14 protein-coding genes are annotated in these 17,795 nt (G+C 69.5%); 7 read left to right on the forward strand and 7 right to left on the reverse strand.

What is annotated here, in order from left to right:
* Positions 1-3: 3 nt before the first annotated feature.
* The 5 genes from CFK41_RS16415 to CFK41_RS16435 form a co-directional block, all read right to left on the reverse strand.
* Positions 4-996, reverse strand: a complete 993-nt coding sequence (locus CFK41_RS16415) for an ABC transporter permease (protein WP_407641124.1) — start codon at positions 994-996, stop codon at positions 4-6.
* Positions 997-1,497: 501 nt separating this feature from the next.
* Positions 1,498-2,676, reverse strand: coding sequence for an endo-1,4-beta-xylanase (locus CFK41_RS16420; protein WP_096800645.1), 1,179 nt, complete (start codon positions 2,674-2,676; stop codon positions 1,498-1,500).
* 146 nt (positions 2,677-2,822) lie between these two features.
* Positions 2,823-3,749, reverse strand: coding sequence for a carbohydrate ABC transporter permease (locus CFK41_RS16425; RefSeq protein WP_096800646.1), 927 nt, complete (start codon positions 3,747-3,749; stop codon positions 2,823-2,825).
* Between the two features lie 8 nt (positions 3,750-3,757).
* Positions 3,758-4,732 carry an ABC transporter permease gene (locus CFK41_RS16430; protein WP_096800647.1) on the reverse strand — a complete coding sequence of 325 codons (975 nt, stop codon included), beginning with the start codon at positions 4,730-4,732 and terminating at the stop codon, positions 3,758-3,760.
* Positions 4,733-4,766: 34 nt separating this feature from the next.
* Positions 4,767-6,440: an ABC transporter substrate-binding protein gene (locus CFK41_RS16435; RefSeq protein WP_096800648.1), complete on the reverse strand. Its 1,674-nt coding sequence runs from the start codon at positions 6,438-6,440 to the stop codon at positions 4,767-4,769.
* 464 nt (positions 6,441-6,904) lie between these two features.
* Between CFK41_RS16435 and CFK41_RS16440 the strand changes: the two genes are divergently transcribed.
* The gene (locus tag CFK41_RS16440; protein WP_096800649.1) at positions 6,905-7,600 is read left to right on the forward strand and encodes a DUF624 domain-containing protein; all 696 of its coding nucleotides are present in this window, start codon (positions 6,905-6,907) and stop codon (positions 7,598-7,600) included.
* Here the strand turns inward: CFK41_RS16440 and CFK41_RS16445 are convergent.
* The gene (locus CFK41_RS16445) at positions 7,584-8,837 is read right to left on the reverse strand and encodes an endo-1,4-beta-xylanase (RefSeq protein ID WP_096800650.1); all 1,254 of its coding nucleotides are present in this window, start codon (positions 8,835-8,837) and stop codon (positions 7,584-7,586) included. The genes CFK41_RS16440 and CFK41_RS16445 overlap by 17 nt on opposite strands.
* A complete protein-coding gene (locus CFK41_RS16450) occupies positions 8,834-11,200 on the reverse strand; it encodes a beta-glucosidase family protein (RefSeq protein WP_096800651.1) in 2,367 nt (788 codons plus the stop codon). Before CFK41_RS16450 ends, CFK41_RS16445 begins: the two co-directional genes overlap by 4 nt.
* Before the next feature lie 345 nt (positions 11,201-11,545).
* On the opposite strand from CFK41_RS16450, the gene CFK41_RS16455 reads away from it, so the two are divergent.
* The 6 genes from CFK41_RS16455 (at position 11,546) to CFK41_RS16480 (ending at position 17,790) form a co-directional block, all read left to right on the forward strand.
* Positions 11,546-12,871, forward strand: coding sequence for an extracellular solute-binding protein (locus CFK41_RS16455; RefSeq protein WP_096800652.1), 1,326 nt, complete (start codon positions 11,546-11,548; stop codon positions 12,869-12,871).
* A 2-nt stretch (positions 12,872-12,873) separates the two neighbouring features.
* A complete protein-coding gene (locus CFK41_RS16460; protein WP_096800653.1) occupies positions 12,874-13,848 on the forward strand; it encodes a carbohydrate ABC transporter permease in 975 nt (324 codons plus the stop codon).
* Between the two features lies 1 nt (position 13,849).
* Positions 13,850-14,662: a carbohydrate ABC transporter permease gene (locus CFK41_RS16465; protein WP_096800654.1), complete on the forward strand. Its 813-nt coding sequence runs from the start codon at positions 13,850-13,852 to the stop codon at positions 14,660-14,662.
* A gap of 109 nt (positions 14,663-14,771) precedes the next feature.
* Positions 14,772-15,950 carry a Gfo/Idh/MocA family protein gene (locus CFK41_RS16470; RefSeq protein ID WP_151904869.1) on the forward strand — a complete coding sequence of 393 codons (1,179 nt, stop codon included), beginning with the start codon at positions 14,772-14,774 and terminating at the stop codon, positions 15,948-15,950.
* On the forward strand, positions 15,947-16,705 hold the full coding sequence (locus CFK41_RS16475; RefSeq protein ID WP_096800656.1) for a ThuA domain-containing protein: 759 nt from the start codon (positions 15,947-15,949) through the stop codon (positions 16,703-16,705). The genes CFK41_RS16470 and CFK41_RS16475 overlap by 4 nt, the downstream gene beginning before the upstream one ends.
* Positions 16,702-17,790 carry a Gfo/Idh/MocA family protein gene (locus CFK41_RS16480; RefSeq protein ID WP_096800657.1) on the forward strand — a complete coding sequence of 363 codons (1,089 nt, stop codon included), beginning with the start codon at positions 16,702-16,704 and terminating at the stop codon, positions 17,788-17,790. The genes CFK41_RS16475 and CFK41_RS16480 overlap by 4 nt, the downstream gene beginning before the upstream one ends.
* The last annotated feature ends 5 nt before the right edge of the window (positions 17,791-17,795 follow it).

Genomic DNA, 17,795 nt, shown 5'->3' on the forward strand with positions numbered 1-17,795 from the left:
CCTTCACCACAGGCTCGCGCCGACGACGCGGCGGGAGATCCAGTTGGCGTACAGCACCAGCGTCAGCCCGATGACGGACTCGAACAGGCCGATGGCGGTGGCATAGCTGAAGTTGTTGGAGACGAGGCCGACGCGGAAGAGGTATGTCGCGATGACGTCCGCGGTCTCGTAGGTCAGGGGGTTGTACAGCAGCAGGATCTTCTCGAAGCCGACGGCCATGAAGGTGCCGATGTTGAGGATCAGCAGCGTGATCATCGTGGGGGTGATCCCCGGCAGGGTCACGTGGAGGGTCTGCTTCCAGCGGTTGGCGCCGTCGATCGTGGCGGCCTCGTAGAGCTGGCTGTCCACCTGGGTGAGCGCGGCGAGGTAGAGGATCGTCCCCCAGCCCACCGTCTGCCACACCTCGGAGCTGACGTAGAGGGTGCGGAACCAGCCGGCCTGCTGGATGAAGTTGATCGGCTCCGCGCCGAAGGCCCCGATGATCGAGTTGACCGTGCCGTTGAGGGAGACGAGCTGCATGACCATGCCGGCGACGATGACGATCGACATGAAGTGCGGCAGGTAGGAGACGGTCTGCACGAAGCGCTTGAACCAGCTCTTGCGGACCTCGTTGAGCAGGAGCGCGAGGATGATCGGCATCGGGAAGACGACCACCAGCGAGAGCACGCCCAGCACGAGGGTGTTCGTGAAGACCCGCCAGAACGCCGGGTCGGTCATGAACATCTCGATGTAGCGCAGTCCCACCCAGTCCTCGCCGAACATCGAGCCGCCCGGCCGGAAGCGGCGGAACGCGATGATGTTCCCCGCCATCGGGAGGTACTTGAAGATCACGAGGTAGATGAGCGGGAGAGCCAGCAGCGAGTACAGGCGCCAGTCCTTGCGCACGTCCCGCCAGACGGATGGCCTGCGCGCCACGATGGTCCGGCCGGCCGGGGGCTCCCCCGGGGCCGACCCTTCGATGCGGGCCGGCTCCTCGGCCACGCTGTTCTGCGTCACGGTCTGTGCGCCTCCTCGTGCATTCCGGGTCGAGCCCGAAGGAATGGGCTGGAGCAGAGCATCCCGCCGCAGGGACGGACCGTCATGGCTTCGGTGCCACGGGCCGCCGCACGGGTGTCGGGAACGCTCCGATCGCCAGAACGCATCCCGAAATCATTTCACGATACGTTTCTGAAACTTCTCTGGCGCGAGAGACGCTATACACCCGGTCCGGACCCGTCAAGGAATGTCGCCAGATTGGCCCGATGGCGTGGAAATGCGCGGCAACAACTCGGATAACCTGGCGCAGCACGGCATTCCCGTGAGAATATCCAGTGCCGTCCGTGTGCAGAACCGCAGCGACCGGCAGCCGAAATCTTTTCGAGGGGTCGAGTCGCTCCCGCCCGCCTGACCGCACCCGAACAGCGAAAGACGCCCGATCCATCGGATCGGGCGCCCTGTCGTGCGGGCGTCCCGGGCGCGCGACGCGGCGGCACCCCAGCCGCGCAGCGCGCCGGTGCCTCAGCTCCGCAGCGCGGGGTGCCCGGCGCGGCCGCTCGCCTCGGCGAGGGCGTCCTGCACCGCATCGTAGGCGGGCTTGCGGGTGAAGTCGTCCCACAGCACGGTCGCCGCCCCCTCGCCGGGGAAGGTCCCGGGGACCCACGAGTACTTGTCCAGCACGCCCCACAGGGTCAGCGACCGGCAGCCCTCGACGGACACCGCCGCCTCGACCACCAGGCGGTGGTACTCGGCCTGCTTCGCGAGCTGCTCCTCGGTCGGCCGGCCGCCCTCGGGGAGGTCCATGCGCACGTCGAGCTCGGTGATGGCCGTCTGCAGCCCGAGGTCGGCGAAGCGCTGGAGGTTCTCGGCGAGGTCGCTCGGGAAGCCGTAGCGGATCGAGATGTGGCCCTGGGTGGAGAAGCCGTGGACCGGGACGCCGTCGGCGAGGAGGTCCTGGATCAGCGCGTAGTAGGCGTCGCTCTTGGGGTTGATGCCCTCGACGTTGTAGTCGTTGACGAACAGCAGCGCCTGCGGATCCGCGGCATGGGCCCAGCGGAAGCAGTCCGCGATGATCTCCGGCCCCAGCTCGCGGATCCAGATGTTCCCCTCGGTGCGGAGCACGGCGGCGTCGTCGAAGATCTCGTTGACCACGTCCCACTGCTGCATGCGGCCCGCGTACCGGCCCACCACGGTCTCGATGTGCTCCTTGAGGATCGCGCGCAGCTCCTCGGGGCTGTGCTCCCCCTCGGTGACCCAGGCCGGGATCTGGTTGTGCCACATCAGGGTGTGCCCGCGCACCACCAGGCCGTTCTGCGCGGCGAACTCCATGATCGCGTCGGCATCGGTGAAGTCGAAGGCATCGCGCGAGGGGCGCAGGTGGTCCCACTTCATCTGGTTCTCGGCCGAGAGCGAGGTGAACTCCGCCGCGAGCACCGCACGGTAGGTCTCGTCATGCGTGAACGGGGCCGGGTAGGGCTGGGAGAGGTGGTGGCCGCCGCCGGCGACGGCGCAGCCGATCGCGAGCACATCGCCCGCGGCGAAGGCGAGCGTGTCCTTCGTCGCGAGGCCCGGCGGCGTGGTGCTGCCGTTGCCCGGGGGCGTCGTCCGACCGGACGGGGCCGGTGCGGCGACCGCGGCGGGGCCGACGGCGGCGGTCGTGGTGGCGAGTGCTCCGGCGGCGAGGATCTGGCGGCGTCTCATGGTGTCTCCTTCGACATCGATCGAGCGGGGTCCTGCGGGGCGCCGGCGGGTCCTGCGGGAGGCATCGACGGGCCCTGCGGGGGATTCGACGGTCCTGCACGTGCAGGCGCCCCGTCGGCCGCGGACGGCCGGCGGGGCGCCGGAGGTCAGCCCTTGACGGAGCCGAGCATGATGCCCGAGACGAAGTACCGCTGCACGAACGGGTACACGCACAGGATCGGGATCAGGATGAGGATCATCGTCACCGACTGGATGTTGGCGTTGATGTCGTTGACGCTGCCGCCCGAGGCGGCCGCGCCCTCCGACGCCGCCGTGGAGGCGCCGGCTATCAGGTTCCTCAGGAACAGCGTCACCGGGAACAGGTCGGTCCGGTCCAGGTAGAGGAACGCGGCGAACCAGTCGTTCCAGTACTGCACCGAGTAGAACAGCACCATCGTGGCGATGACCGCCTTGGACAGCGGCAGCACGATCCGGAAGAAGATCCCGAACCAGCTCAGGCCGTCGATGTGCGCCGCCTCCTCGAGCTCCGTGGGAAGGTTCTCGAAGAACGCCTTCATGACCAGCAGGTTGAAGACCGACAGTGCCGGCGGCAGGATCACCGCCCACATCGTGTTCTTCATGCCCAGCGAGGAGATGAGCACGTAGTTGGGGACGATGCCGCCGTTGAAGAACATCGTGAACACGGCGATGCCGATGAGCAGGCCGCGGCCGCGCAGGTGCTTCTTGGACAGCACGAAGGCGTAGGTCGTGGTGAGCACCATCGCGATGCTCGTGCCGATCACCGTGTAGACCACGGTGTTGCCGTAGCTGCGCCAGAAGCTGCTGTTGTTCGCCACCGCCCGATAGGTGTCGAGGTTGAAGTCGACCGGGAAGAGGTTCACCTTGCCGGCGTTGATCGCCCCGGCCGAGCTGAAGGACTGCGCCAGCAGCATGACGAACGGGTAGAGCATCACGGCGCACATCAGCACCAGCAGCACGGTGTTGACGACCGTGAACACCCTGTACGAGGTGGAGTCCTTGATCCGGGAGGTCCTGGCCCTGACGGGCGCCGGACGCGGAGAGTCCGGGGCCATTGCTTCGATCACCACAGGCTCGTCCCCACCAATCGCTTCGAGATGTAGTTCGCCGTCATGACCATCGCGAATCCGATGATCGCCTGGAACAGGCCGATGGCCGCGGCGTAGCTGAGGTTGTTGGACACCAGGCCCACCCGGTACAGGTACGTCGAGATGACGTCACCGGTGGAGTAGGTCATGGGGTTGTACAGCAGCAGGACCTTCTCGAACCCGACGTTGAGGAAGTTGCCGATGTTGAGGATCAGCAGGGTGACCATCGTGGGCCGGATCCCCGGGATCGTGACGTGCCAGGTCTGCTGCCAGCGGTTGGCGCCGTCGATGCGGGCCGCCTCGTAGAGCGCGTCGTCCACGGCGGTCAGCGCGGCGAGGTACAGGATCGTGCCCCAGCCGACGGTCTGCCAGGCCTCGGAAGCCACGTAGATGAAGCGGAACCACTCGGGCTTCTGCAGGAACGTCACGGCGTCCCCGCCGAAGGCGTCGACGATCTGGTTGACCGTGCCCTGCAGGGCCAGGAGCTGGTAGACCATGCCCACCACGATCACGACCGAGAGGAAGTGGGGCAGGTAGCTGATCGACTGCACGATCCGCTTGAAGTGCGTGCGCCGCACCTCGTTGAGCATCAGCGCGAGCACGATCGGCAGCGGGAAGCAGACCACCAGGGTCATGCCGCCGATGATCGCCGTGTTCGCGAAGACCTTCCAGAACGCGGGATCGTGGATGAACATCTCGACGTAGAAGGTTCCCACCCACTCGTCGCCGAAGATGCTGCCGCCGGGACGGAACCGGCGGAAGGCGATCACGTTGCCGAGCATCGGCAGGTACCGGAAGATCGCCAGGAAGATCAGCGGGAGGACCGCCAGGGTGTACAGCGGCCAGTCGCGCCGCAGCGCCCGCTTCCACCCTCCGGGCCTGCGCTTGGGGACCGCCGGGCGCGGCGCAGGCTTCTGCGCCGCGGCCACGGTGGGCTCTGCCAGTGTCATGAGATCGGTCCTGCCGTCGGCGTCGGCGCGCCGCTCACCCGTTCGCCTCGACGAAGCGGTCACGGGCGGTGTTGAGCAGCTCGAGGTAGCGGGGCAGGCCCGCGGCCTCCAGCTCGCCCGTGAAGGCGTCCCACTCGCTCATGTCGCGCTCGCCCATGATGAACTGCAGGGTCGCGGTGTCCACGGCGTCCTTGATCGGCGTCGCGAGCAGCGAGGCCTGCTCGAGCTCGGCCTCGTCCATGGGCTTGGGCGGGTAGGGCTCGCGCGGGGTGCGCACGGACAGGACCTCGTCGATGTACTCCACGAACTCCGGGGTGCTGTAGGACTCCTTGAGGGCCCGGGACTCGCTGGACTCCGCCGGGAAGGTGGAGAAGCCGAGGTCGACCTTGATGTCGGTCTTCCCGTCGGGGTTGATCGCGTAGTCGTCGAGGCTGAACTCGTCCTTCAGCGTGATCGTGCCGTCCTCGGCCTTGGTGTAGTTCGTGTCCTTCTCGCCCCAGCGCAACATCTCGCGGGCGTCGGGGTTGTAATAGAGCCAGTCCAGGAACTGCAGGGTGGCCAGGAAGTTCTCCGACTTCGTGATCTCCGAGTTGAGCATGAAGCCGTGCCAGAAGTTGCGCGGCTCGACGTTGTCGCCGGCCGGGCCGGCGGGCGGCGGGATGAGGGTCACCGAGTGGTTCCCCGCGCCCACGGTCTCGTCGAGCGCCGTGGCGAACTCGATCGCGGTGCCGGAGGAGCCCGACGCCGCGAAGCAGGTCTCGGCGGCGAACTTCTCGCTGACCGAGGCGGCGCCGCTGCCGTCGTTCGAGGCGGTGAGGGACTCCTTGTCCAGCAGCCCCTCCTCGACCAGCACGCGGAAGTTCTCCACCATCGCCTTGTACTCGTCGGTGATCGCGACGTAGGTGAGCTTCCCGTCGGGGCCCTCGATCGAGCCGTCGCCGAAGCCCCAGCCGGCCTTCGTGCCGAAGGCGTGGGAGGCGTAGTTGAGCATCGAGGCGGCCTCGAAGCCGTCCGCGAGCGGCACGGCGTCGGGGTACTTCTCCTTGATGAGCTTGAGGCCCTCGTGCAGCTCCTCCCAGGTGTTCGGCACCGCGCCGGTGAGCTCCTCGAAGACGTCCTTGCGGATGACGAGGCTGAACACGGGGACGGACACCTCCTGCAGGCCCGGCACCATGTAGTACTTGCCGTCGGACTGCTTGAGGTTGTCGATCATGTCCCCGAGGTCCCATTCCTCCACGTACTTCTGGAAGTTGGGCATCTTGTCGACGTAGTCGCTCATCGGGACCACGGCGCCGGAGGAGACGAAGGGTGCGTCCTCGCCGGTGTAGACCAGCGGGATCAGGGTCGGGGCGTCGCCCGCGCTGATCAGGAGGCTGCGCTTCTCGGTCGCATCGCTGAAGGGGATGTGGGTCAGCGTGATCTCGACGTTCGTGAGCTCCTTGATGTGGTCGAAGATCCGCCAGGTGTCCTCGACCGGGACCTCGGGCCAGTCGGTCCACAGCATGGAGACCGTGATGGGCTCGGTGGCCTTGAACTGGGTGTCCGCGGCGAAGTCGTCCATCGCGCCGACGTTCTGGGTGCCGAGGTCCACCTCGTCGCCCGAGTCGGAGCCGCAGGAGCTCAGGGCCACCGTGGCGAAGGCCGCCGCGGAGAGGCCGACGAAGCTCCGTCGGGAGGGAGCGAAGGGGAAGGGGTGGGGCATGGTCATTGCCGTCTCCTCATCAGGATCTGAGCCGGACCGGATGGTGCGGCGAAGGGCGAAGCGGATCGAACCGGTGCTGCAGAGTCCTCGGGGACGGGGTGCGACCTCGGAACCCCGACACGACCGAGCCCGACGGTGGAGTCGGCATGTGCGGCGCCGGCCGGCGACCGTGCCGGCGGAGCCGCGAGACTGTCGTCAAGCGTTACCTGTGCCACTCAACGTAGCCGCAGTCGTGTCGTCGGTCAAGAACTTCCCGAAAAGTTGCGGAGAGACGTTTCTGCCTCCACAGCATGGCCACAGCCTGGACATATGCAGGATCAGGCGCTCCCGGACCCCCCTTCGGCCCGGGTTCTCCTTGGTAACATTTAGGCATCCATACATCGACAGAACCCGAAAGTTTCGGGCATGATGGGTCGGAGTCGTCGCCGCGGTCGTCGTCGACGATGACGCGCTCGACCCCTGGAGGAGCCATGACGCCACCCCGCCGCCCTCGCGGGCTGTTCACCGACCTCACCGAGGGCGTGTACTGGTTCCTCGTGCTGGACCTGATGCTGGTGCTGGCCGCCGTGCCGACGATCCTGCTGTGGACCGTGATGTCCCCGGGGCCGCTGGGCGCCCTGCTCTTCGTGGTCGCGGCGCTGCCGCTCCTGCCGGCGCTCGCCGCGGGTCTGTACGCCTGCCGGTCCTGGCGCGAGGAGCGGGAGCTGATCCCCGCCCGGCAGTTCCTGCGCGGCTACCGGCTGAACGCGCTCGATGCCCTGAAGGTCGGCACCCCGGCGCTGCTCGTGATGGCGCTCGCCGCGTTCAACCTCACCCGCAGCTCCTCCCCCGGCCTCGGCGCGGGCGAGATCGCGTTCCTCGTGGTGGGCGTGGCGGCGCTGCTGGTGCTGCTGCGGGCGCTGTCGATCGTCTCGAGGTTCAGCTTCCGGGTGCGCGACGCGCTCCGGCTGACGGCCTTCACCCTCCTGGTCACGCCGCTGTCGACCCTCGCGCTGCTGTCGCTCGGGGTGCTGACCCTCGGCATCGTCCTGATGATCGGCGAGTTCCTGCTGCCGGTCGTCGCCTCGCTGCTGGTCTTCGCCCTCTGGGCCTCGGAGCGCCCGGTCGTGCGGCTGCTCACCGAGCAGTTCACGACCGGGCCCACCGTGGTCAGCGCGGAGTCGTGAGGGCGCCGTCCGCCCCCAGCCGGAGCACTCCCCCGCCGCGCGGGATGCTCACCTCGTGCACGACCCCCTCGATCTCGAGGCGGTAGCCGCCGGCGAAGCCCTGCAGGATCGTCGCCCCCTCCGCATCGCTGCGGAGCTCGGCGCGGTCCACCCACCAGTCCTCGGTGATCAGCTGCTTCAGCGCGTCATAGCCGGGCTTCGTGGTGCCGTCGGCCCGCACCAGGCCGGCCGGGGCCCCGAGCCAGGCCGAGGCGTCGTCCAGGCCCCAGTAGGTCAGCGACTCGGTCGCGGGGCTGGCGAGCACGGTGCGGTAGTGGCTGACGAGCTCCTCGGCCTGGCGCTCCTCCCCCTCGGGCGTGGAGGGCCAGGAGTCGACCTGGTGGTCGTTGAGGTCCACGATGTGCGCGGGCATGAGATCGCCGGAGAGCAGCGTCGTCTCCGTCATCTGCAGGGGCAGCCCGAAGCGGGAGAAGCGCTCGAGGACCTCGGCGATCTGCTCCTCGCCGCGATAGCCCTTGTGCATGTGGGTCTGCAGACCGATCGCGTCGATCTGCACCCCCGCCTCGAGGCACTCCTCGATGACGGCCTCGTAGTCCGGGGTGAGGTCGAAGTCGTTGAGCACCAGGCGCGCTGCGGGGTTCGCGGCGCGGGCGGTCTCGAACGCGAGGCGGATGACGTGCATCCGACCGCGAGCACGGGCCAGCCGCGTCACCGCGTTCTCCTCCGCGGTGAAGACCGGCAGAATCACCGTCTCGTTGATCGCGTCCCACTGGTCCACGAGCCCGGCGAAGTCGCCGGCCTCGCGGGTGATGCGGGAGCGGATCGTGTCCTCGACGGCCTGGTCGTCGCGCTCCATGAGCCAGGTCGGGGCGAGGGTGTGCCAGAGCAGCGGGTGGCCCTTCAGCCGCACGCCCTGCGCGCTCAGGTGCTCGGCGAGGGCGCGCAGACGGGGTGCGTCCGTCGGCCCGCCGGGCGTCTGCTCGAACCAGCGCCAGTAGAACGGCAGGGTCGCAGCGTTGAACAGGTCCAGCCATCGATCGGCGAGATCGGCGCCCGCCGGGTCGGCATCGCGCTCCTCCGGCGTGGTCGGCATCGAGAAGGCGATGCAGCCGAAGCCGAAGGCGTGGGAGCTCTGCCGGGCGATGACGTCGACCCCGGGGCGCGGGGCGCCGGCCTCGTCGACCAGCTGCACCTCGAGGGTCTCGAGCCGCCCGTCGGGGGCGGAGGCGGCGCTCATCGGACGCTCGCCGCCGCGGTCTCCTCGCCCGCCGCCGCCGGGGCGCCGGACACCGCCGTGACCTCGACCGGGGTGTCCAGCACCCGCTCGCCGTCGCCGACGACGCGCAGCGGTCCGGTGACGCGGAAGCCGTCCTCGAGCGTGATGTCCTCGCTCGAGGAGCCCACCCGCACGCGGAACTCGCCCGGCTCGACGATGCGCCGATGGTCAGGACCGAGGAACGAGGTGCGGTCCGCATGAAGGCGGAAGGTGACCCGGGCGGCCTCGCCCGGCGCGAGGGCGACCTTGGTGAAGCCGACGAGGCGCTTCAGGGGCCGCACCACGGAGGCGACGGGGTCGCTGAGGTAGAGCTGGGCGACCTCCTTGCCGTCGCGGTCGCCCACATTGGTGACGGTCGCGGAGACCTCCACGGTGCCGTCCGCGGCGATCTCCGCGGCGGAGACCTGCAGATCGGAGTACTCGAAGCGGGTGTACCCGAGGCCGAACCCGAAGGGGAACAGGGGCTTGGGATCGATGTTGGAGATGCCGTCGCTGACCCAGGCGAGGACAGGGGCGAGGTAGGTGCCGGGCTGGCCGCCCATGCCGCCGGGGATCCCGATGGGCAGGCGCCCGGAGGGGTTGACCCGGCCGGAGAGCACGCCGGCGAGGGCGCTGCCGCCCTCCTCACCCGGCATGAACGCCTGGACGATCGCGGCGCAGCGGTCCGCGTAGTCGCCGAGCGCGTAGGGGCGACCGGTGACCAGCACCAGGACCACCGGGGTGCCGGTGGCGAGCACGGCCTCGACGAGCTCGTGCTGGGCGCCGGGCAGGCGGAGGTCCGCCACGTCGCAGCCCTCGCCGGAGGTGCCGGCGCCGAACAGGCCGGCGATGTCGCCCACGGCGAGCACCGCGATGTCCGCGGCCTCCGCGGCGGTCACGGCCTCGGCGATGCCGGTGGTGTCGGGTTCGAGGAAGGGGACTCCACCGGCCTCGGTGACGGTGGCGCCTGGGAACTCGGCCCGGAGGGCCTCGCCGAGGGTGGGCACGTCCACCGAGGTGCCGTTGTCCTGCAGGCGCGAGAGGACGTGGTTGGTGAAGCTGTAGCAGCCCAGGAAGCTGCGGGGCTCGACCGCGGCCGGGCCGAGCAGCGCGATGCGGCCGGGCGCCGCGAGCGGGAGGGCTCCGGCGTCGTTGCGCAGCAGCACGATCGACTCCTCGGCGACGCGGCGGGCGAGCTCGCGGTTCGCGGCGGAGTCGAGATCGATCGCCTCGCCGGTGGTCGCGGGGTCGAAGTCGGGGTCCAGCAGGCCGAGCCCGATCTTCTGGCGCAGCACGCGGCGCACCGCGGTGTCGAGCACCTCGACGTCGAGCTCTCCGGCGTCGATGGCCTCGAGCAGCTCGGGGAAGGTGTTCGTCTCCGGCAGCTCGACGTCCATGCCGGCGCGCAGGGTGGTCACCGCGGCCTCGCGGGTGGTCTCCACGACGCGGTGCATGGACTGGAGGAAGTTCACGGCCCAGTAGTCCGAGACCACGGTGCCCTCGAAGCCCCAGGTGTCGCGGAGCAGCTCGGTGAGCAGCCAGCGGCTGGCGGCGGGGGCGATGCCGTCGATGTCGGCGTAGGAGTTCATGACCGACCGGACGCCGCCCAGGCGCACGGCCATCTCGAAGGGCACCAGGTCGATCTCGTGGAGCTCGCGCATCCCGATGGAGACCGGGGCGTGGTTGCGGCCGGCGCGGGAGGCGGCGTGGCCGGCGAAGTGCTTGAGGGTCGCGATGACGCCGGCGCTCTGCAGGCCCTTCACGTAGGCGGTGGCCAGGGTGCCGGTGAGGTACGGGTCCTCGCCCATGGTCTCCTCGATGCGGCCCCAGCGGTAGTCGCGCACGATGTCCAGCACCGGGGCGAGGCCGTGATGGGTGCCGAGCGCGCGCATGTCCTGCCCGATGCGCGTGGCCATCTCCTCGATCAGCTCGGGCGCGAAGGACGCGCCCCAGGCGATGGCCGCCGGGTAGGTGGTGGCCTGATGCGCCATGAGGCCGGTCAGGCACTCCTCGTGCGCGATCGCGGGGATGCCGTGCGGGGAGCCGGCGACCACGGAGCTCTGCAGGCGGCGCAGGTTCGCCACGCCCTCCTCGACGGTGAGCGGGGCGCTGCCGAAGGCGCGGGTGATGTGCCCGAGCCCGTTCTGCACGGCCTCCTCGAAGGGGTCGCGGCCCTCGTCGAACGTCGACTGCATGGGGGCGAAGCCCTCGGCGTCGCCGATCTCGGGGCGCTTCCAGTAGCTCCCGAGCTGGGCGATCTTCTCCTCGGGGGCGAGGTCGGCGAGGAGCGCCTCCACGCGCTCCTCGACGCTCGACGCGGGGTCTCTCCAGGGGGCAGCGGTCATGGGGTGCTCCTTCGCACGATGCTCGCGGGTGCGAGGCACCCGGTCCACCCACCCGTCCCGGGCGAGTTTAGAAAGCTTTCTGTCCACTTTCGACAGGGCACAGGCTAGGTCAGGCCACGAGCGGTGGTCAATGCCCTGGCGTCTCTCAGCGTCGATGGGGACAGAAGGGAGCGGAATGTTCGACTTCCCGACACACTGCCCGTCCCGCCCCATGGGACGACCCGCCCGAAACTTCTGCGCGCTTGACCGCAAGACTTTCCGTTCGTACGTTAGGACTCTCACCGCGGAGCGCCCCGCTCCCGTCCGGCCGTTGCATCCCGTCATCGTCGACATCAGGAGAAGGTCATGACCATCGACAAGCTTTCCCGCCGTTCCCTACTGGGGGCCACCGCCGGCCTCTCCGCCCTCACCCTCGCCGCCTGCGGGACCTCCGGACCCGGCGGCGCCGGGGGCGGCGGCGGGGACGGCGCCACCTACTGGGCCCTCTCCGGAGAGCCCAACGAGAAGATCTACGGCGACGCCGTGGATGCCTTCAACGAGGGCGACCAGGGCAGCGTCGAGGTCACCTTCTTCCAGAACGACGCCTACAAGCAGAAGATCCGCACCGCGATCGGCGCGGGCGAGGCGCCCACGATCATCTACGGCTGGGGAGGCGGCGGTCTGCGCACCTACGCCGAGGAGTCGCAGGTCCTGGACGTCACCTCGTGGCTCGAGGAGAACGCCGACTACAAGAACCGCTTCGTGGAGTCCGTGTGGGACGCCGCGACGGTCGACGACAAGATCTACGCCCTCCCCCAGGGCGCGACCCAGCCGATCATCCTGTTCCACAACAAGAAGGTGCTCGGGGACATCGGCGCCGAGGCGCCGGAGACCTGGGAGGACCTCCTGGGCGTGGTCGAGAAGGCGAAGTCCGCGGGCATCGCCCCGATCTCCCTCGCCGGCCAGTCCCGCTGGACCTCGATGATGTGGCTGGAGTACCTGCTGGACCGCGTGGGCGGGCCCGAGGTGTTCGCCAGGATCGCCGCCGGCGACAAGGAGGCGTGGCTCGACGACGCCGTCGTCGCGATGGGCGAGAAGGTGCACGAGCTGCTCGAGGTGCAGGCCTTCGCCGACGGCTTCGAGTCCATGGCCGCCGACTCCAACACGGACCAGGCCCTGCTCTGGACCGACCAGGCCGCCCTCATGCTCCACGGCGGCTGGACCTTCGGCAGCATGAAGGCCAGCGGCGGCGAGTTCGTCTCCGGCGGCAACCTCGGCTTCAGCCCGTTCCCCACGATCGACGGCGGCAAGGGCGAGCTGAAGAACCTCGTCGGCAACCCCTGCAACTACCTGTCGCTCTCCTCCGCCGCGGAGGACGAGGCCCTCGAGGTCGCAAAGGCTTTCCTCAAGGACGGGGCGATGTCCGACCAGGTCGCCTCCGACCTCATCGCCGCCGGCTCCGTCCCGGTCATCACCGGCCAGGACGATGCCCTCGCGGCGAGCGAGGACGCGGAGTACCTCCAGTGGGTCTACTCCTCGATCCAGGACGCCCCGGCGTTCACGCAGTCCTGGGACCAGGCCCTGCAGCCCACCGATGCCGAGACCCTGCTGGTGAACACCGAGCAGCTCTTCCTCGGCTCGATCACCCCGGAGCAGTTCGCCGAGAACATGAGCACCGGCAAGGGGGCCTGAGCATGACGGCTCTGTCCGAGGAGCCCGCAGTCCCCGCCGCCGGGCCGGTGGCCGAGCGCACGGAATCCGCGCGCTCGGCCCCGACGGCCCGACGGTCCCGCAAGGACCGGGTGAAGACCTCTCATCTCCTCTTCGTGCTCCCGGCGCTGCTCTTCTTCGCGGTGTTCGCACTGCTGCCGCTGGTGGGCGTCGTGGCGCTCTCCTTCACCAGCTGGAACGGGATCGGCGCGATCCAGTTCACCGGGCTGACCAGCTGGGCGGAGGCGCTCGGGCGCTCCACCACCTGGCACGGGCTCCTCCTCGTGCTGCTCATGATCGTGGCGACCTGGCTGCTGCAGACCCCGATGAGCATCCTGCTGGGCGCGTTCCTGGCGGGTCCGCAGAAGTACCGCAACGTGCTCGCGATCCTGTACTTCCTGCCCCTGCTGCTCTCCTCCGCGGCGATCGCGATCACCTTCAAGTCGCTGCTGGATCCCAACTTCGGCCTCGCCAACGGGCTGGACATGCCGATCCTCAAGCAGAACTGGCTGGGCGACTCCGTGCTGGTCTGGGTGGTGCTGCTGTTCATCATCGCGTGGCAGTTCATCCCCTTCCACACCCTGATCTATCAGGGTGCGGTGCGGCAGATCCCCCGCTCGATGTACGAGGCGGCGGAGATCGACGGCGCCGGCCGCGTGCGGCAGTTCTTCTCGATCACCCTGCCCCAGCTGAAGTTCACCCTGATCACCAGCTCGACCCTGATGGTGGTGGGCGCCCTGACCTACTTCGACATCATCTTCGTGCTCACCCAGGGCGGGCCGGGCGTCGCGACCCGCATCCTGCCCCTGGACATGTACCTCACCGGCTTCCGCGGCAACGAGATGGGCGTCGCCAGCGCCCTCGCCGTGATGCTCGTGGTCCTCGGCCTGGGGCTCGCCCTCGGCGTGCAGCGGCTCGGCGGCAAGGACTCCGCCGCCAGCCAGATGGAAGGAGCCTGACATGAAGCGCAACTGGATAGGCGGCGCCTTCGGCTGGCTGTGGCTCGCCGTCGTACTGCTCCCGATCTACTTCGTGCTCATCACGAGCGTCAAGTCGATCTCCACCTACTTCGGCTCCAACCCGGTGCTGCCCTCGCTCCCGCTGGCGTTCGAGAACATCACCGCGGTGCTCGAGGCGGACTTCACCCTGTACCTGCTCAACAGCGTGCTGGTCGCGGTGGGCACCGTGATCCCGCTGGTGCTGATGGCCTTCATGGCCAGCTACTCCCTGGTGCGCGGGACCCGCCGGGTGTTCGGCCCGATGCGGAGCCTGTTCCTGCTGGGCCTGGCGATCCCGGTGCAGGCCACGATCGTGCCGATCTACCTCATGATCATCCGGCTGCGGATGTACGACTCCCTGGCCGCGCTGATGATCCCCGCGATCGCCTTCGGCCTGCCGCTGAGCATCCTGATCATCTCGAACTCGCTGCGGGACGTCCCCAAGGAGCTCTTCGAGGCGATGGACGTCGACGGCTCCACGGAGTGGCAGAAGATGTGGCGCCTCGCCTTCCCGATCGTGCGCCCCGCGCTCGTGACGGTCGCCGTCTATCAGGCGCTGATGTCCTGGAACGGCTTCCTGTTCCCGCTGATCCTGACCCAGAGTCCTGACAAACGCACCCTTCCCCTGGCACTGTGGAGCTTCCAGGGCGAGTACGCGACGAACGTCCCCGTCGTCATGGCCGCCGTCGTCCTCTCCTCGATCCCGATCGTCATCCTGTACGCCTTCGGTCGTCGCTACCTGGTCAGCGGCATGACCGCCGGCTCGGGCAAGTGAGCCCGGGATCGCCCTGCCCTGCACCACCACCGCACCACCCATCCTCCGAGGAGTCGTGAGACCCGCAGTGACCACCCCTTCCGCGCCCGCCCGCCCGCTCCGCATCGGCATGGTCGGCTACGGCTTCATGGGCGCCGCCCATTCACATGCCTGGCGCACCGCCCACCGCTTCTTCGACCTTCCGCTCACCCCCGAGCTGCGCACGCTCGCCGGGCGCACCGAGTCCTCGCTCCTCGCCGCGGCCGAGCGCTACGGCTTCGCGCAGACCACCACCCGGTGGCAGGACCTCCTCGAGGATCCCGAGATCGACGTCATCGACATCTGCACCCCCGGTGACACCCACTTCGAGATCGCGATGGCCGCCCTCGCCGCCGGCAAGCACGTCCTGTGCGAGAAGCCGCTCGCGAACTCCGTGGAGGAGTCCGAGCAGATGACCGCCGCCGCCATCGAGGCGCGCGCCCAGGGCGTGCGGAGCATCTGCGGGTTCTCCTACCGCCGCACCCCCGCGCTCGCCTATGCCCGCCAGCTCGTGGCCGAGGGCGCCGTGGGCGAGATCCGCCAGATCCGCGCCCAGTACCTGCAGGACTGGCTCTCCGACGCCGACGCCCCGATGACCTGGCGCCTGGACAAGGAGAAGGCGGGCTCCGGGGCGCTCGGCGACATCGGCGCGCACATCATCGACCTCGCCCAGTGGATCTCCGGCCAGCGGATCTCCTCCGTCTCCGGGACCCTGGAGACCGTGGTGCCGACGCGCCCCGCCGCCGGCGACTTGCAGGGCCTCGGCGGCAAGGGCGACACCTCCGGCGAGCGCCAGGACGTCACGGTGGACGATGTCGCCCTGTTCACCGGCCGCTTCGAGTCCGGTGTGCTCGGCTCCTTCGAGGCGACCCGCATGGCCCAGGGCCGCAAGAACGCGATGCGCGTGGAGATCAACGGCTCGGCCGGCGCCGTCGCCTTCGACTTCGAGCGCATGAACGAGCTCGAGATCTACGACGCGACCACCCCCGCGGGCCGTCAGGGCTTCACCCGTGTCCTCACCACCGAGCCCGAGCACCCCTACGCCGCGAACTGGTGGCCCACCGGCCACGGCCTCGGCTACGAGCACACCTTCACCCACCAGATCGCGGACCTCGTCACCGCGATCGGTGAGGGCACCGACCCCTCGCCCTCGTTCGAGGAGGCGCTGCAGGTCCAGCGCGTCCTCGCCGCCGTCGAGACCAGCGCCGCCGACGGCAGCAGCTGGACCAGCACCGACCCCCAGAGCAGCACCCAGGAGACTTCCCGATGACCACCCCCCGCACCTGCCTCGTCGTCCGCGGCGGCTGGGACGGCCACCAGCCCATCGAGGCGACCGACCTCTTCCTCCCCTTCCTCGAGGAGAACGGGTTCTCGGTGCGCATCGAGGACTCCCCCGCGATCTACGCCGACGCCGAGTACATGGCCACGGTCGACCTCATCGTCCAGTGCAACACCATGAACACGATCGAGCGTCCCCAGTTCGAGGGCCTGCGCGCCGCGATCGAGGCCGGCACCGGCATGGCCGGCTGGCACGGCGGCATCGCCGACAGCTACCGCAACGAGTCGGACTACCTCACCCTGATCGGCGGCCAGTTCGGCTGCCACCCGGGCAAGCACCCCGATGAGCGCACGGGCGAGCAGGCGGACAACTACGTCCCGTACACGGTGACCATGGAGCCGTCGGCCGCCTCGCACTACATCACCGAGGGCATCAGCGACTACGACCTGGTCACCGAGCAGTACTGGGTCCTCGCGGACGACTACTGCGACGTCCTCGCGACCACCACCCAGAAGGTGCGCGAGTGGGATCCGTGGACCCGCGAGATCACCTCGCCGGCCCTGTGGACCCGCCAGTGGGGGCAGGGGCGCATCTTCGTCTCCACGCCCGGCCACCGCGTCGAGGTCCTCGAGGACCCCAACGTCCGCACCGTCATCGAGCGCGGCATGCTCTGGGCCGCGCGCGGTTCCGAGCAGCCCTACGGCGACCACGGCCGCCCCGCAGTCACGAAGGAGTCCTCCCTGTGAAGATCGGCATGATCGGCTGCGGAGTCATCTCGCAGCAGTACCTCAAGAGCTTCGACCAGCTGCCGGACGTGGAGCTGGTGGCCGTCGCGGATCTGGACCCCGCGCGCGCCGCCGCCGCCGCGGAGGGCCGTGAGGGCGTGCGCGCCCTCACCGTCGACGAGCTCATCGCCGACTCCGAGGTCGACACCGTCCTGAACCTCACCATCCCCGCGGCGCACGCCGACGTGGACCTCCGCGCGATCGCGGCGGGCAAGAACGTCTACTCGGAGAAGCCGTTCGCGGTCACCACCGAGGAGGGCGCCGAGGTGCTGGTCGCCGCGCAGGCCGCGGGCGTGCTCGTGGGCTCCGCACCGGACACGGTGCTCGGCACCGGCACCCAGACCGCCCGGACCGCTATCGACGACGGCGTGATCGGCATCCCGACCGCGGCGACCGCGATCATGGTCTGCCCCGGCCACGAGCGCTGGCACCCGCAGCCGGACTTCTACTACGTGCCCGGCGGCGGCCCGCTGCTGGACATGGGCCCGTACTACATCCACGCCCTGGTCACGCTGCTGGGGCCGGTCTCCTCGGTGATCGGTGCGGCCAGCCGTCCGCACGCCGAGCGCACCATCGGCTCCGGGCCGCGGGCCGGGGAGAAGATCCCGGTCTCCACCGACACCCACGTCACCGGCGTGCTGGTGCACGAGAGCGGCGTGCTCTCCACCCTGGTGATGAGCTTCGACGCGGTCGCCACCTCGGCGCACCCGATCGAGGTCCACGGCACCGAGGGCACCCTCGCGGTCCCGGATCCCAACCACTTCTCCGGCGAGGTCTCCGTGCGCCGGCTGGGCGGCGAGGGCTGGGAGGCCCTGCCGGTGTCCGGCGGCTACGAGGACTCCGGTCGCGGCGTGGGCCTGCAGGACATGGCCGTGCGCGGTCCGGAGCTGCGGGCCAGCGGCGAGCTGGGCCAGCACGTGCTCGAGGTGATGAACGCGGTCCTCGAGTCCGCGCACGGCGGCACCCGGATCGAGATCGCCAGCAGCGTGGCACGCCCCGAGGCCGTGCCGCTGACCGCGAACGACGCGGCCGCCGCAGCCCTCTGACACGC

It is taken from the genome of Brachybacterium ginsengisoli (assembly GCF_002407065.1).
GTDB lineage: Bacteria > Actinomycetota > Actinomycetes > Actinomycetales > Dermabacteraceae > Brachybacterium > Brachybacterium ginsengisoli.